At 44.7% G+C, this 14,593-nt stretch carries 15 protein-coding genes; 8 read left to right on the forward strand and 7 right to left on the reverse strand.

What is annotated here, in order from left to right; genetic code table 11:
- Positions 1–50 precede the first annotated feature (50 nt).
- Entirely contained in the window at positions 51–1,358 is a 1,308-nt protein-coding gene (locus tag Pcarn_RS21045; RefSeq protein ID WP_261836283.1) for an MATE family efflux transporter, read from the reverse strand.
- A 106-nt stretch (positions 1,359–1,464) separates the two neighbouring features.
- Between Pcarn_RS21045 and Pcarn_RS21050 the strand changes: the two genes are divergently transcribed.
- Both Pcarn_RS21050 and Pcarn_RS21055 read left to right on the forward strand, forming a co-directional pair.
- Positions 1,465–1,830 carry a hypothetical protein gene (locus Pcarn_RS21050; protein ID WP_261836284.1) on the forward strand — a complete coding sequence of 122 codons (366 nt, stop codon included), beginning with the start codon at positions 1,465–1,467 and terminating at the stop codon, positions 1,828–1,830.
- A gap of 124 nt (positions 1,831–1,954) precedes the next feature.
- Entirely contained in the window at positions 1,955–2,767 is an 813-nt protein-coding gene (locus tag Pcarn_RS21055; protein WP_261836285.1) for an FTR1 family iron permease, read from the forward strand.
- Positions 2,768–2,783: 16 nt separating this feature from the next.
- Here the strand turns inward: Pcarn_RS21055 and Pcarn_RS21060 are convergent, their stop codons facing one another.
- Positions 2,784–3,686 carry a LysR family transcriptional regulator gene (locus tag Pcarn_RS21060; protein ID WP_261836286.1) on the reverse strand — a complete coding sequence of 301 codons (903 nt, stop codon included), beginning with the start codon at positions 3,684–3,686 and terminating at the stop codon, positions 2,784–2,786.
- Between the two features lie 179 nt (positions 3,687–3,865).
- On the opposite strand from Pcarn_RS21060, the gene Pcarn_RS21065 reads away from it, so the two are divergent.
- The 3 genes from Pcarn_RS21065 to Pcarn_RS21075 all read left to right on the forward strand — a co-directional run bounded on the left by Pcarn_RS21065 (position 3,866) and on the right by Pcarn_RS21075 (position 5,802).
- A complete protein-coding gene (locus tag Pcarn_RS21065) occupies positions 3,866–4,711 on the forward strand; it encodes an enoyl-CoA hydratase/isomerase family protein (RefSeq protein WP_261836287.1) in 846 nt (281 codons plus the stop codon).
- A gap of 100 nt (positions 4,712–4,811) precedes the next feature.
- Positions 4,812–5,303, forward strand: coding sequence for a peptidylprolyl isomerase (locus Pcarn_RS21070; RefSeq protein ID WP_261836288.1), 492 nt, complete (start codon positions 4,812–4,814; stop codon positions 5,301–5,303).
- A 211-nt stretch (positions 5,304–5,514) separates the two neighbouring features.
- A complete protein-coding gene (locus tag Pcarn_RS21075) occupies positions 5,515–5,802 on the forward strand; it encodes a hypothetical protein (protein WP_261836289.1) in 288 nt (95 codons plus the stop codon).
- 9 nt (positions 5,803–5,811) lie between these two features.
- Here Pcarn_RS21075 and Pcarn_RS21080 read toward each other — a convergent pair whose 3' ends face one another.
- Positions 5,812–6,069: a DMT family transporter gene (locus tag Pcarn_RS21080; RefSeq protein ID WP_261836290.1), complete on the reverse strand. Its 258-nt coding sequence runs from the start codon at positions 6,067–6,069 to the stop codon at positions 5,812–5,814.
- A gap of 84 nt (positions 6,070–6,153) precedes the next feature.
- Here Pcarn_RS21080 and Pcarn_RS21085 point away from each other — a divergent pair, with 84 nt between their 5' ends.
- Entirely contained in the window at positions 6,154–6,318 is a 165-nt protein-coding gene (locus tag Pcarn_RS21085; RefSeq protein WP_261836291.1) for an alpha/beta hydrolase, read from the forward strand.
- A gap of 53 nt (positions 6,319–6,371) precedes the next feature.
- The gene (locus Pcarn_RS21090) at positions 6,372–7,289 is read left to right on the forward strand and encodes a helix-turn-helix domain-containing protein (protein WP_261836292.1); all 918 of its coding nucleotides are present in this window, start codon (positions 6,372–6,374) and stop codon (positions 7,287–7,289) included.
- Positions 7,290–7,301: 12 nt separating this feature from the next.
- On the opposite strand, the gene Pcarn_RS21095 is transcribed toward Pcarn_RS21090, so the two are convergent.
- Positions 7,302–7,685, reverse strand: coding sequence for a hypothetical protein (locus tag Pcarn_RS21095; protein WP_261836293.1), 384 nt, complete (start codon positions 7,683–7,685; stop codon positions 7,302–7,304).
- A 212-nt stretch (positions 7,686–7,897) separates the two neighbouring features.
- On the opposite strand from Pcarn_RS21095, the gene Pcarn_RS21100 reads away from it, so the two are divergent.
- Positions 7,898–8,851 (forward strand): DUF2860 domain-containing protein, encoded by a 954-nt coding sequence (locus Pcarn_RS21100; protein ID WP_261836294.1) that lies wholly within the window; start codon positions 7,898–7,900, stop codon positions 8,849–8,851.
- 122 nt (positions 8,852–8,973) lie between these two features.
- Here Pcarn_RS21100 and Pcarn_RS21105 read toward each other — a convergent pair whose 3' ends face one another.
- The 3 genes from Pcarn_RS21105 to Pcarn_RS21115 all read right to left on the reverse strand — a co-directional run bounded on the left by Pcarn_RS21105 (position 8,974) and on the right by Pcarn_RS21115 (position 14,592).
- A complete protein-coding gene (locus Pcarn_RS21105; RefSeq protein WP_261836295.1) occupies positions 8,974–9,906 on the reverse strand; it encodes a LysR family transcriptional regulator in 933 nt (310 codons plus the stop codon).
- Positions 9,907–10,034: 128 nt separating this feature from the next.
- Positions 10,035–11,312 (reverse strand): MipA/OmpV family protein, encoded by a 1,278-nt coding sequence (locus tag Pcarn_RS21110; RefSeq protein WP_261836296.1) that lies wholly within the window; start codon positions 11,310–11,312, stop codon positions 10,035–10,037.
- 229 nt (positions 11,313–11,541) lie between these two features.
- Positions 11,542–14,592 carry an efflux RND transporter permease subunit gene (locus Pcarn_RS21115; RefSeq protein ID WP_261836297.1) on the reverse strand — a complete coding sequence of 1,017 codons (3,051 nt, stop codon included), beginning with the start codon at positions 14,590–14,592 and terminating at the stop codon, positions 11,542–11,544.
- Position 14,593 lies beyond the last annotated feature (1 nt).

A 14,593-nucleotide genomic window follows, 5' to 3' on the forward strand; every position in this document is an offset into this window, starting at 1 on the left:
CAGTGCAGTGGGGTGAATACCCGAGATATTGCACTGAATGATATAACATATCAGGCCAAACACCTATCCTTAATTTGTCCGATATAAGGGTACAAGAATACGAATCGACCAATATAGAACAAGGTAAAGGCGAGCCACAAACCGTGATTACCCCATAGCCCTACAGCAACAAACTGAACCACAAGGAAAACCATTAGCGTTATAAAGCTTGAGTTGCGAACCGGTCGTGTCGTTCCCGTCCCAGTAAAAATGCCATAGAAGGTTAAGCCATAGCCTGCCACCAATGGGAAAACTATCAGCCAGATAGACATATCTAGGTAGATTTCGAGAAGGGCTGGAATGTCGGTAAACAACAGTACGATCTGCTCTTTAAACACGAAGGTAAGCAGAGTCAGCACTACCACAAAGCCGGTCGTCCATTGTGTGTTTAGCTTAATTACATCTTCTAGGAGTGTGGCATCTTTCTTACCGACCGCTTTACCTGCAAACACACTAGAAGCATTAGCAACACCATCAAACATATAGCTAACGATAAAGGTCACTTGCATCATGATAGCGTTTGCTGCCAAAACATCTGAACCGAGGCTAGAACCCACGCGCGCCATCATGTTGAAAAAGACCAAAATGCATACTGTGCGAAGCAATAAGTCCATGTTTGAACTCATGATCACACCCAAGTCAGCGCGTGACATCTTAACCATAGAGATATGCTCACGCAGTGAGAACTTGGAGGTGTTTATCACTAGGTAGGTACCAATGGCAAAAGTGGTCACCTGAGCTATTAAGCTAGCGTAAGCAACACCCGCAACACCTAGGTCGAAGTAATAAACAAAAACGATATCTAGCACTATATTAAGGACGTTACCAAACACCTGAGTAAACAAGGTCGCTTTAGCTTTAGCCTGCCCCATTAACCAGCCGATCAATACGTAGTTAAGAAGCACGAAAGGCGCGCCATAGATCATGATACCGAAATAGGTTTTTGCATGAACCGCAACACTCTCCTCTGGAGAGATAATCAACATGGCGCCTTGCCAGATAAGGGGCTGCATCAAAATGAAAAATAAGCCAACTATCAAGGCAAGCATGAACGGGCGCAGCAGACTGCTCGCCTGTTCTTGTACATCATTCTTGCCCAGAGCTATCGCACTTTGACCTGTGGTGCTGACTCTGAAGAAACCGAACAACCAATACAGTGTATTCATGATAACCGTACCAATCGCCACACCACCAATAAGCTCAGCCATACCCAGTTGCCCTACTACGGCTGTATCCACGGCGCCAAGAAGAGGTTGAGTTACTGTAGAAACGATGAATGGAAAGGCAATCTTCAAATAGTCGTTATGAGAGAGTCTCATTTTGCGGGTAAATCCTAAATCTTGCGGCTCATCAGAGTCTAAAAAAACACCCTCAGGTGTTTGATAATAATTTCTATTTAGCTTAACGAAATTCAACGATGTGAATATGATCGAGCGCATTATCGAGCCAATAATTTCAAAATTTAGCATATCTAATTACAGGGGGATTAAAGCTTACTCTTTTGAAGGTTTTTCGTTACTCAATACAATGCCATTATCGAGAATGATTATCATTAGCGTAATTGGCGGTATTATGGATCACAGTAGCAATAGAGTGCAAGTGGAATTAAGCACAGAAAAACTAGAACAACTGATACAAGAAGGACACATCTGCGCCTCTCAAATAAGATGCTTAAACAGTGAGAGTAAACAAACGGTGTGGCAGATGTGCTTAAAGATCTGCGGTAAGAAAATGTGCCAAGCTCAATGTCTTGCAGTAAAGCGTAAACAGCTTAAGGACAGGCTACTTTAAACAGCACCAATACCCCATCAGTTGCTTAGTATTGATAAAACCTTAACTTCAAAAAATGGCTATTTCATAACATCTACAGACCACTGATAATGCAAACAAATATCATTTGCATAAGGATTTAGATATGTTTGCAAGTCTCGCTATAGTATTCCGCGAGGGGTTTGAAATGGTACTGGTAATTACCATACTGTTAGCCGCTACCCGTCAGGTCGCTTCAGCTAAAAAATGGATACTTTCAGGCGGTACACTTGGTGTCCTACTATCAATAATGCTCGCATTCGCAGCTCTCAGTAGTGACGCTATTCACTCTCTTTTGAAGGCTAAACTGACCGGTGCTTTCATACTCATTTTTGCCAGCCTACTTATCGCATGGACAGTAATTTGGATGAAATCTGAGGGTAAAAAACTCAGCCAAAAACTCTCTAGTATCGATTTAGAAAGCGCCAAATCTCCCCTATTGTCGCTAGCAGTTGTAGCAACCCTAACTGTAGTGCGCGAAGGTAGCGAGGTAGTACTGTTTCTACTCGGATTGGTCAGTCAGAATGACACCAGTACTCAGGAAATACTCGTAGGAAGCTCTCTAGGAGCATTAGGCGCTCTGGTCACTGGCGTACTTATGTATCTAGGTCTAATTCGGGTGAATATCGCTAAGGTATTCGATGTATTTGCGGTGTTCATGACCTTCCTTTCAGCAGGAATGGCGATCAATGCGGTTTCTAAACTCACTGCAATCGATGTTTTTCCGGCAATCATTCCACAAGTTTGGGATACTACGCCCTATTTTGATCATCACAGTAATTGGCTTGCCTTAGTGATGCATGTCTTACTTGGATACACGGAGAAGCCAAGCCTGATGCAACTTATCGTGTACGTGGCAGTGCTAGTGACCATCTTCACTATGACTAAATCCGTTAATCGAAAAATTTCGCAAGCATAGCTCTGTTGGGTGCCACCTAGTCGGCACCCTCTTCCCAGTAAGGTTTGTCTCCAAATACCTTCACAAAATAATCGATAAAAGCCCTTACCTTAGGCGCGACTTGCTGATTGCTCGGATACACAACCCAAATGGCGGCGTTATCGTGAAGAGTATAATCCTCTAATACTTCGACCAACTCACCACTTTTTAGCTGTTTGTACACAAGCCAGACGGCGCACATGGCAATACCCATACCTGCTACGGCTGCCTCTCTCACCGCTTCTCCATCGTCTAGCCTAATCACACCTTTCTTTTTGATATTAACCAGCTCACTTCCTTTTTTTAGGCTCCACCCTTCCAGACCAGTTTGATTGATGCATTGATGATTCAAAATATCATTGGCACTTTCAGGCATACCAAACTCACTTAGATAGGCTTTAGACGCGCACAAGATACGTTTGTCGCTAACGAGTTTTCTCGCCACCAGATTTGACGAAGGTAAGGTTGCATTGCGTATCGCGATATCAAACCCTCCTTCAACCAAATCCACTTGGGTATCCGAAAGATGGATATCTACTGAAAGTTCCGGAAAGCTATCGCAGAACCCCTTTAGGTTTGGCACCACGTGCATGCGTCCAAAAGACGCTGGAGTGGTTACTCTAAGCACGCCTTGGGGTTTATGACTGTTAACACCAACAGATGCTTTAGCGAGCTCTACCTGCTCAACTATGCTTTTTGCATGAACAAGAAACGCCTCTCCTTCCGAGGTCAGGGACACCTTTCTCGTGGTCCTGTGCACCAGCCTAGTGCCCAAGTTCTCCTCAAGCTTAATGATATGGTTACTGGCAACGGGCGCTGTAATACCGAGCTCGGCTCCAGCCTTACTTATGTTGTTTACCGCCGCTACTCGAATAAATAGTCTTAGGTGTTCGATGTTCATCTGTATAAGCGTCTCAACTTGGGTTTTGACGATGCACAAAAAGCCCAGTGCACCATATCAATATCGTTAATTCTATTTCGTATTTTAGTTAATTGTTTCAAGGTAAAGGTGGTCATAATCTAAACAGCAGTTATCGAGGAATTGGTAACCCTTCGTTTTTTGCAATCGAGGAATTGATTATGGCTTACGAAAACTACACCACCTTCACTGCTGAGCAGCGCGATGCAATCCTATACGTTACCTTTGACTTCGGTACGGTTAATGTCCAAGGACAAGAGATGCTGGCTGACCTCAACGGCCTTGCTTTAAGACTAGAGCGCGATCGAAGCGTTAAGGTCGTGGTCTTTCAATCCGCAAATCCCGAAATCTGGGTTTGTCACTACGACACAAACCTGCTTAAAGAGATGTCTACCGAGACTGTATCCCGAGACGAAGTTAAAGTGCTCGACCTACAAGCTGTTCTGGAACGAATCAGCAAGGTGCCACAGGCAACTATCGCTAAGCTAGAAGGCTTTGCTCGAGGTGGCGGTCATGAGTTTGCTCTGGCCTGTGATATGCGCTTCGCCGCGAAGGGCAAGTTCAAATTCATGCAGATGGAAGTGGGTATGGGCATTCTACCCTGTGGTGGTGGCGCGTCTCGTATGGCTCGTCAGGTTGGTCTAGGTCGAGCATTAGAAATCATCCTTAGCGCTCGTGACTTTACTGCAGATGAAGCCGAGGCCTATGGCACCATCAACAAAGCGCTGGAGCCTGACGAGATTGGCCCCTATGTGGACGCTCTTGCCCAGCGAATCTCAAAATTCCCAGCAGAATCCATCAACGTATGCAAACAGATGGTTTATGAATCTATCGACAAACCAATAGATGAAGCGTTGAAAGCTGAAGCCTACTGGCTGTATCAAGCCACCAGCAAGACGCCGGCAGTAAAACGATTCCAGATAGCTGATGAACAAGGCCTAGAGCATGACATCGAAAACCAACGCAACTGGGAACAACTGGTTATGAATGTGCAAGACATCAACTAGTGTTCTCGCCTCTCCCCTCGATACTGAATTGAGGGGAGATGTAATCCCCTCAAATAGCCCCTATAATCCTCGCAAGATAAACAAACTGAACACCTGAAAAATGATTATATTCCACACCACCCACGGTGATATCGAGATCGAACTCAACCTAGATAAAGCACCAGTTACCTCAAAGAACTTTAAGAAATACTGCGAAGATGGCTTTTATGAAGGGACTATTTTCCACCGCGTAATCAAAGGGTTCATGATTCAAGGTGGCGGTATGAACGAGCTTATGGATGAAAAACCAACTCGTGCACCTATCGTAAACGAAGCAAACCGTGGTCTGAAGAACACTGTAGGTACAATCGCTATGGCACGTACCGATGCACCTCACTCAGCAACCGCTCAATTCTTTATCAACCTAGACGATAACGACTTCTTGGACTTTACCGGCAAGAACAATCAGGGCTGGGGCTATGCTGTGTTTGGTAAAGTGACCGCAGGTATGGATGTGGTAAACCGCATCGCTGAAGTGCATACACTATCGCGCATGGGACATGATGATGTACCAGCGGAAACCGTTATGATCAATAAGGTCACGGTTAAATAGCGCTTATTAGGCACCACACTTCGTGGTGCCTTGTTTCTACTGCGTCTCACATTTAAATCTCAATAGTAACAACAAGTTACCAACCTATTTCCTTATGAATACAGATTGATACAGTTTATCGATGCTGTGAATAGCAGGTGCAATACGGCTTTCATATTTACCAAATACTGTAAGAATTCAGATTAGCTTTGTCTCATCATAAGGAAGAACAATGAGAACCCATTTACGTCGCCGCTTGGATAAACGTTCAAACGAAGAGATCGATCGTCTCTTCACACAATTCAATCGCTTGGTAACCTTGGCCCTTTCTGTTCTGGTCTTCCTAGTTGCCTTTTCGGGAGTAATGCTATTTAAAGGCAACCTGGTTCTTAGCATCACCCTCACCTGCATCGCCTGTGTTTGGGCTATTGGATGGACAGGTTACCAAAGCGCTCTTAATCAAGTTCACTTTGATAGACAGAATCAACGCTCAGACTGGGCATTAAAGAACCTGAAATAGGTTCAACGGCTAGTCGCATGCACCAAACGTTGCGATTTTTTTCATATCGGGTTGTGACAGCACGGCTTGAAGAATCCCAGCCGACACAATCACGCCACAACCTGTAAGTTGCATCAGCGACAACGACTCACTAAACAGCCACCAGCCTAGAAAGGCTACTGTCACCACTTCCATATAAGCCAAGGTCCCAAATGCGGTGGCAGAAAGTTTTTCAAGAGCAGTAACGGAGCAGACGATTCCCATAAAGCCAGGAACTGCTCCTGCCAAAACCACCCAGCCAAATTAACCAATATCTATTGTAGAAGCACCTTCCCAAGCGAAAGGAAGCATACAGAGGGATCCAGCCGCCAGTTGCCAAATACTGCAATAGCGACAGAGCTATTCTACGACAAGGTTACCTCACACAAGGAACTGTTTAGAGTACCTGGCGCATCTCATGTAGACTTATATGATGTAGAAGAATATGTGAGCCAGGCGGCTGAGAAAATCGCTTCGTTTTTCGATAACCAAGCATAAGCATTAACTTCAGTGGTAGGTTCTCCCTGCCACTTTGCCACATAGGTTGAAGCATGAAGAAGTATCACTTTAATACCATAGGCGAACAGAACCAAATGTTGGGTATCCGTCCGCCAGAACACCCTCTTTTTGACGTCATCAAGATGAGCTCCAAGGGCGCGGATAATCCGCTCAGTTGTGAGGGTGGCTTCTCCATTTCTTCCAGCTTTTACTCTATCTCGATGAAGCACATCACCTCTGGTGAGTTGATGTACGGACGCACCAAATACGATTGTTCCAACGGTACCATGCTGTTTATCGCCCCCGAACAGGAACTATCTGGTGTGGGGATAAAAGTAGATTCAGTAGCGCGTACTATTAGCTTTCATGAGGACTATATCCGCGGTCATGAACTGCAGGAGCAGCTAAAGAAATACCACTTCTTCAACTACTCGGTAAACGAGGCCCTGCACCTTTCTCCAAAAGAAGAAAAGCAAATGGCGGCACTGTTCGATGCAATAGAAGGTGAATATCACAACAACCTAGATGCTTTCACCAAAGAGCTTATTCTGTCTCAGCTCAGCACCTTGCTAATGTATGCCAACCGCTACTATCACAGACAGTTCTTGATGCGCAAAGACGCAGATACCTCGGTCTACGACAAATTCTCTGTGCTTTTGGATGCACGTTTGCAATCCATTGTTGAGGAATCAACCGCTATCCCTGAGGTAGAAGAACTGGCTCAGTCGATGAACATGACCAGCCGCTATCTCAGTGACGCCCTTAAAGCAGAAACAGGAAGAACCACTAAGGACTGGATTCATAAGGCTCTAATAGATAAATCAAAAGACCTGCTTCTATCGACCAAGGATTCAGTGGCAACCATCGCCTATGCCCTCGGTTTTGAATACCCGCAATACTTCTCACGCCTATTCAAAAATAAAGTAGATCTTACACCTTCGGAATATCGTTCTGAGAATATCAGACACTAATTTTTAATTACTCTAGCCCTTGTTTAATTGGGCTCTAGAGTAATTACGAGTTCTTGCTACCTTATGTATCTCATACATATTGAGTGAGTCGACTTCACAACGAACCTCTACTTCTTCTAGCCAAAACACATCAAACAAAAGGTGAAGATCATTGGCGAGGTTCAGTTCGAACAAAGCAAGGTTGTCAGACATCTCCTGCAAAGTCTTTGATATGTCCACCACTATCAAGCGATGCTCAGGATCAAGTTTATGGTTCTCGTCCATGTAATCCTTAATACTAGTCACAACTATGACCATGGACTTTCCCTCCCCTATATCTAACACATCATATACCCTATCGTTTAAATAAATTGTGCTTTGATATTGCTCTTCTTTTAAGAACAAACCCAGATTCATAGTCTCTCTCCAAATATAAAGTATTTGAAAACCTTATCCTTATACATGAGGGAGAAGAACGAATAAGAGTTATTCATTTCGCGTCACTTTACCGTTCAAAAATGCATAACAGTTAACCGTATTATTTTAAATCTCAAAAACTAATATATGCCCCATCGAGACGGAGCGTTAAGGCAAAAGGGATTGTTAAACACCTAAAACGAGTTATGAAAATGAACGGTAAAAATCTTCTATCAGTAGCAATTCTTTCCTCACTAGCGGGGAGCGCGTTTGCTTTCGATTCATCACGGATTAGCGGCGAAATCATCTTTGCTACTGGCTATATGTCTAGCAACTCTAACCTAAGCACCGAGAGCGATTCCTTCCTTAAAGACAATACTAAAAAAGGCTCACACAATGACGACTTCATTGTAATGCCGCTGGGTAACATCGCTTACGACCTAGGCGAACAGCGTAACCAACGCGTCTACCTAGGTACCTCTCGAGACGACCTAGCTGTTGGCGACCTAGCATTTGAGATTGGCTACCAATATGACATGCAAAACGGCACCCAAGTTGATGTAGCTTACCTACCAACAGTGCTTTCTGGTAAAGCATGGAAAAACCCATACCTTGAGGGTAACCGTAGTAAGACAGATGTAGATGGTCATGCATTCAGACTAAAGCTGAACAGCATTGCAGGAACAGGTTTCTCTCTAGACATGGCGTATGCCATGACTGAAATCGATGATGAGCAAATCGCTGACAAGGCATTACACCGTGACGCTGACATCTACTACGCAAAGGCGGGTTACCTGACTCACCTAGCACCAAACATGGGACTAAAGTCTAGCCTTGGCTACCTGCACAATGACTCAGAGGGCAAAGCAGAAACACACGACCAATATGAAGTTGAGCTTAGCTATTTCCTTGTTCACAACGCACATACCATCGCACTAACAGGTAGCTATGCATATCGCGACTACGATGCACAGAACTCAATCTACGGAAAAACACGTTCGGACAACCGTTCAAAGCTATTCCTAGCTTACGAGTACGCCAACATTGCGGGTCTTGAGAACTGGAATCTAGTTTCTTTCGCTGGCGTAAATTACAACGACTCGAACATTAGCTTCTACTCAAACGAAGATTACCTAGCGTCAGTAGGTGTTAGCTATAAGTTCTAAATAAACAAAGACAGTTTGTTTCCAAATCCCCCCATTTTTAAGCCACTTGGATGAGAAAAATGGGGGATTTTTTGTATCTGCAGATTAGCGAAACGTACCTTCAGTAAGAAAAGCCCCTCACCCTAACTCTCTGGTTGGACAATAGAGTTAAAGAAGCTCTGCACCGCTTGATGCAAACACTGGTTTAGCGGGTAACCTCGCCTCGATTGTAAATATCCCCCGGTAATACTGATAGAAGTCAGATGCTTAGGAATGGTTGGTAACGCATAGCAGGCCAATTCAGGGTTATGTTTTAGAATATAGCTGCTACTAAATACCATAGCATCGGAGCTGACTATTTTGTCTATCAAGACAGGAACACTATGACTCAGCAAGGCCACGTTTGGCTCATACCCTCTATTCAAGAACTGCTCATCATAAAGATCGTATTTTCCTACACTTGAGTCCGAGGAATACTTCACTATCGGAATATCATGAATATCTTCCCACGCAGAGCTCTTACTCAGAATTGGGTGATCTTTCCTCGCTACCAATCGAACGCTGATGTCTGACAAATGATGGGTATAAACATCCTGAGGCAACTGATATAAGGTGTAATGGAGCATGTAATCAATTCGTCTTTCTAACAAGGCTTGCAAAGAACCTTGTTGCCAATACACCAGCTTAAAGCGGGCCTTAGGTAAGGCATTGGACAAGGACTCAAACAGTCCTCGACCAAATACATCTAAAAGGGACAACTCAACACCGACGACTATCTCTCCAGTATACTCTTGGGGATCAAAGTCCTGATAGGCTTCAAGTACTTGGGTGAATGGCGTCAGCATATTCTCAGCCGCTTCAGCCAGCTTTTCCGCCAACTCTGACGGTTCAACGCCATGCGCCTTACGAATAAACAACTGGTCGCCAAAAGTATCTCTTAGTTTTGCCATACCACGACTAACACTGGTTTGTGAGATACCCAATACCTCAGCTGTTATGGATGTATTGCGTGTCTCTACCACAACCTTTAGCAGTCGTAGCAAATTCAGATCTAGGCTGTCGAGATTCTTTTGCATATTTGAGCAAACCCTTTTTTAAATACTTAAATAAAAAAATAACACATAGCTCAGATTCACCATGTATTAACGCTCGTTTGTGAGAGGTGAAAATAAAAAAACCGCCAAATTGACGGTTTGAGTTTAGATTAGAAATGCCACTGCAAATAAAGGGAGTTGTAATCACTGCCACCCTTTATTCGTCCAAACGCGGATGACGTGGTGAAAATTCCTGACCTATGGTGCAAGCTGTAGCCAACCCATAAGTTATCTAACTTTGCGTTACTAAAGATATCCCCCACATTGACATCCAGACTAAAGTCCAAATAGTTCATTAGTTTGCTCGGTTGGTAGCCCTTTTCTTCCATATTCTTGGCTTCAATATGGCTTATCTTAGTGCTGTAAGAGATACCTTCAGCAAAACCTAGCCTAGTTCTCACCGACCAATCAAAGGTGTAATAAGCCTTAATCGCGAGAACGTACTCATCAAATGAACCCTGAACGTCCGAGCTATGGTGATACACATAACCAGGTGTTAAATAAAAGTCCAAAGGCCAGCCGAACACACTGCCCGCCAATGGGTGGCCATAAAATACAGAAGTGAGCTGATTTCTATCCGGATCTGTATCGTTTTTCAGCCTAATGATCTCAGTCGGTCCTGACTGAGTTGCTACACCACTAGCCAAGCGGAAATAAGAGCCGTCTGGCAATTGCGGTGAGCTATTTGCTGGCGAACTGCCGAACATGGCAAAGCCAAGATAGCCTTCAAATTGTGCATGGGAATCAATTACTTGGCTGGAATAGGTATCGTGATCAAATACAGTTGCACCTAGATGCCCCACCGCATACAGGTTGCGATAGATTTGTGTGCGCCCTTTCACACCAAACTGTGTATCTATGGCGGAACCAATATCCTCCATCTGCAAGCCGTAATATGTATCATTAAAACGTGCAGATTTAGCCCTTAGCGTAGCGTAGAGAGAGACATCCCATCCCTCACCATCAATGCGATAATCGGTTGTTAGATTGGAATAGATTCTGCCGTCATTGTCACTCATTAGATCTAGGCTGATATCCAGCTTTGGAGAATAATGCCAAGTAACTCTACCACCCACATCGATTTGGCTGCCCTGAATGGTATTTTGAGCATATCTTGGAATATCAAAGAAACGCAACCCTGCAGCAAAGCCAAGGCTAAAGGTGTCGCTTTGATAGAAGTGGATACCGCCTGAAGCGCCCTCTAGATAGACATTATCACCTTGATAAAACAGTAAAGGCACAACATCATTGACTGTGTTTCCGTTGGTTTTAAACGGCATAGAGGCACTCCTGATACCTATACCCACCCCCCAGTTCTCTTCTTGAATCGGCTCATTTGCCAATACAGCAAACGGCATGCACAAGGAAACTAAATATTTGCACTTCATCTTTGACTCTTATATTTATATGAGTGCAAAGGCGCACTCTACTGTTCATTTCTCCTTTATTTAATTCCCCAATCTAAATTGGTTACACCGCTTCCCTTCAAGGCAAATTGTATTTATTCAAAAGCCTTGATTACATGTTTAACAGCTATTCAATTCTGGAAATTCAGTGAAGTTATAGGCATAAAAAAGCCCAGTCTAAACTGGGCTCAATAATTAACTTGAAGGGCGTTTACGCCGTTTTTGGTTTCACTCTAAAGAACAGAGCGTAGTTTAGCGGTATCACAATCAGCGTTAGCGCTGTGGCAAACAGCAGACCAAACATTATGGTCACCGCCATACTCTTGAAGAACGGGTCTACAAGCAGCGGTGCCACACCTAAGATGGTAGTAGTTGCACCCAGAATTACCGGACGTGCCCTGCTCATCGCAGCTTCAATAATTGCATCATAGGCATGCTTACCATCTTTTATCTCATTCTCTGCTTGATCTACCAATACGATAGCGTTTTTGACCATCATACCCACCAAGCTCAAGAAACCTAGGGTTGCCATAAACTCAAACGGAGTCTGGAATACCACAAGGCCAACCGCGACGCCCAGTACCGCTAGCGGTACGGTACACCAGATAACTAGCGCCTGACGAATGCCGTTAAACATAAACACTACCGCCAGAACCATGGCTGCAAAACCATAAGGTGCAGAGATCTTTAGACCTTCGTCTGCTTCTTTCGCCTCTTTGTATTCACCATGCCACTCAAGCGTGTAGCCCACAGGCAACGGCATTTCTTCGATTCTCTCTTTCACCGCTTCAAGTGCTTCAGCAGTTAAGATGCCGGAGCGCGGATCCGCCTGCGCCATAATAGTCGGTACGCGGTTGATACGACGTAGCATAGAATCTTGCCAATCTAGCTCTACACGCTCTACAAATTGAGCCAGTTGTAGATACCCACCAGCAGTTGCACTAAACACCCTAGTGTTCTCAATGCTTCGGTCATGAGTACGCTCATTTTCAGGAGCACGCACCACGATTGGAATCAGGTCGTTACCTTCGCGATAAACACCGACGTTCTTACCTACCAGAGATTGCTCTAGTGCTTGGTTAAGCTCTTGGGTTGTTAGACCAAATTGCTGCGCTCTTTCTGAGGCATACACAGGGCGTACTACAGGTACTTGCTGTCTCCAGTCATCTTGGATCGCCATCAGCTCAGACGTCTCATTCATGATCTGCTTTGCCTGTTCAGAAAGCTGACGCAATACAGTGCTATCAGGACCACTGAACGCGGCTTCTATCTTCTTACCGCCACCTGGGCCAAGCATGAATTTCCATACGTTGATTGAAGCCTGCTCGTAACGTTCGCTCAGTTCAAACTGCAGTTCAGTAATAATAGGCTCAATAACATCAAAGTTATCGACATCCACCAGCATCTGACCATAACTGGTGTTCTGTGCCTCAGGAGAATAAGTCAGCATAAAACGCAGACCACCTGAACCGATGAAGCTGGTTGTGTTAGTTACCCCCTGTTTTGCTTGAACGTCTTGCTCGATTTCAAGAAGCACTTTTTCCGTTGTGCGAATGTCAGTACCCTGAGGCATGAATACATCGATAACGAACTGCTCTCTTTGTGACTCTGGCATGAAGCCTGGAGGGACGTGACCAAACATAGTCACACCCATGAAGAACAGACCAATGACTACACCAAGGCTTTTCTTCTGGTTATGTAAAACCCATTCCAGAGTCGCTTTATAGCGAATCGACACTTTACTTGGCGCCTTCTCTTTCTGATCTTTCTTGACCTTCAGGAAGTCATGGCACAGTAGCGGAGTGACCGTAATCGCCAGCACCCAACTCAGGAACATAGAGTAAAGGATTACCCAAAACAATGAGCCCGCATATTCACCCATGTTAGATGGCGATAAGCCGATTGCACTAAATGCACAGATACCAACAATAGTACCGCCCAAAAGGGGCCATTTAGTCTCATTTACAATGTCATTGACTACCGTTTGCTTATCGGCGTCTGGATTCTTTTGCAGCCTGGTTAACACACCGTCAGTTACTACGATTGCGTTATCTACCAACATACCTAGAGCAATGATCAGCGCACCTAGCGAGATACGTTGCATCGCGATGTCATCGATGAGCATCACAATCAAGGTACCCGCAACGGTCAGCACCAATACAAAACCAATTACGATGCCGGTTCTAAGTCCCATAAACAGCAATAGAACCACGAATACAATTACAACCGCAGCAATCAAATTGTTGATGAAGTCTGAAACAGAGTCGCGAACCGAGTCAGACTGGATTGAGATCTCATGAAGCTCAATTCCGATAGGTCTTTGGCTCTCAAGCTCAGCGATGCGCGCTTTAACCGCATCACCCATCTCAACCACGTTACCACCGGCAACGTTTGAGATACCCAGACCTACAGCACGCATACCGTTATAACGCATCAATACATTTGCTGGCTCTTCAAAACCGCGGGTAACATTTGCAATATCTTGCAAGCGAACCACAGTGTTGTTGTCACCAAGAGCAATCTGTAGCGCCTTTAGCTGTTCAAAAGAGCTAATGTTGGCTGCAGGCATCACCGATACACGCATACCATCGGTATCCAGAGCACCAGCTACGGTAACCACGTTTTGCTTCTCTAGTACATCTTCAACTTGCTGAGCCGACATACCGAACTGCGCCAAACGCTCGCTAGAGATCTCAACAAAAATGGCTTCGTTCTTTTCGGCAAGGGTCGCTGTTTTCGATACACCAGGAACAAGAACTAACTCTCTTCTCAGGCCATCTACATAATCCTGTAGTTGCTTGTCGCTATAACCCTCACCAGTTACCGCATAGAACTGAGCATATACGTCTGCAAAATCATCGTTAACGATAGAAGGCGCCGCGCCTGGAGGAAGAGAGCGCTGGGCATCCTCTATTTTTCTTCTCAGCTTGTCCCAAACCTGTTGCAGTTCAGCTTCGTTATTTGAGAACTCACGCTTAATCTCAACAGTAACCTCAGAGACGCCCTGCTTTGATACTGAGGTAATCTCGTCTACTTCTTGCAGTGACTGAGCAGCGCCCTCGATAACGTCTGTCACCTCATCCGCCACTTCTTGAGCTGTCGCCCCAGGGTATGGGGTTACAATAACTGACTGTCGTATTACAAATTCTGGATCTTCAAATCTGCCTAGCTTCAGATAACTGATGTAACCACCAATCAACATCAGGGCAACCATTACCCAGACACTGGTGCGTTTTGCGATAGTCGTTTGTGCGATATTCATC

It is taken from the genome of Vibrio ishigakensis (assembly GCF_024347675.1).
Taxonomy (GTDB): Bacteria; Pseudomonadota; Gammaproteobacteria; order Enterobacterales; family Vibrionaceae; genus Vibrio; species Vibrio ishigakensis.

Excerpts from the sequence above, each read along its gene's own strand:
- Pcarn_RS21045 (WP_261836283.1), bottom strand. The coding sequence starts at position 1,358 with ATGAGACTCTCTCATAACGACTATTTGAAGATTGCCTTTCCATTCATC.
- Pcarn_RS21050 (WP_261836284.1), top strand. The coding sequence starts at position 1,465 with ATGATCGAGCGCATTATCGAGCCAATAATTTCAAAATTTAGCATATCT.
- Pcarn_RS21055 (WP_261836285.1), top strand. The coding sequence starts at position 1,955 with ATGTTTGCAAGTCTCGCTATAGTATTCCGCGAGGGGTTTGAAATGGTA.
- Pcarn_RS21060 (WP_261836286.1), bottom strand. The coding sequence starts at position 3,686 with ATGAACATCGAACACCTAAGACTATTTATTCGAGTAGCGGCGGTAAAC.
- Pcarn_RS21065 (WP_261836287.1), top strand. The coding sequence starts at position 3,866 with ATGGCTTACGAAAACTACACCACCTTCACTGCTGAGCAGCGCGATGCA.
- Pcarn_RS21070 (WP_261836288.1), top strand. The coding sequence starts at position 4,812 with ATGATTATATTCCACACCACCCACGGTGATATCGAGATCGAACTCAAC.
- Pcarn_RS21075 (WP_261836289.1), top strand. The coding sequence starts at position 5,515 with ATGAGAACCCATTTACGTCGCCGCTTGGATAAACGTTCAAACGAAGAG.
- Pcarn_RS21090 (WP_261836292.1), top strand. The coding sequence starts at position 6,372 with ATGAAGAAGTATCACTTTAATACCATAGGCGAACAGAACCAAATGTTG.
- Pcarn_RS21095 (WP_261836293.1), bottom strand. The coding sequence starts at position 7,685 with ATGAATCTGGGTTTGTTCTTAAAAGAAGAGCAATATCAAAGCACAATT.
- Pcarn_RS21100 (WP_261836294.1), top strand. The coding sequence starts at position 7,898 with ATGAACGGTAAAAATCTTCTATCAGTAGCAATTCTTTCCTCACTAGCG.
- Pcarn_RS21105 (WP_261836295.1), bottom strand. The coding sequence starts at position 9,906 with ATGCAAAAGAATCTCGACAGCCTAGATCTGAATTTGCTACGACTGCTA.
- Pcarn_RS21110 (WP_261836296.1), bottom strand. The coding sequence starts at position 11,312 with ATGAAGTGCAAATATTTAGTTTCCTTGTGCATGCCGTTTGCTGTATTG.
- Pcarn_RS21115 (WP_261836297.1), bottom strand. The coding sequence starts at position 14,592 with ATGAATATCGCACAAACGACTATCGCAAAACGCACCAGTGTCTGGGTA.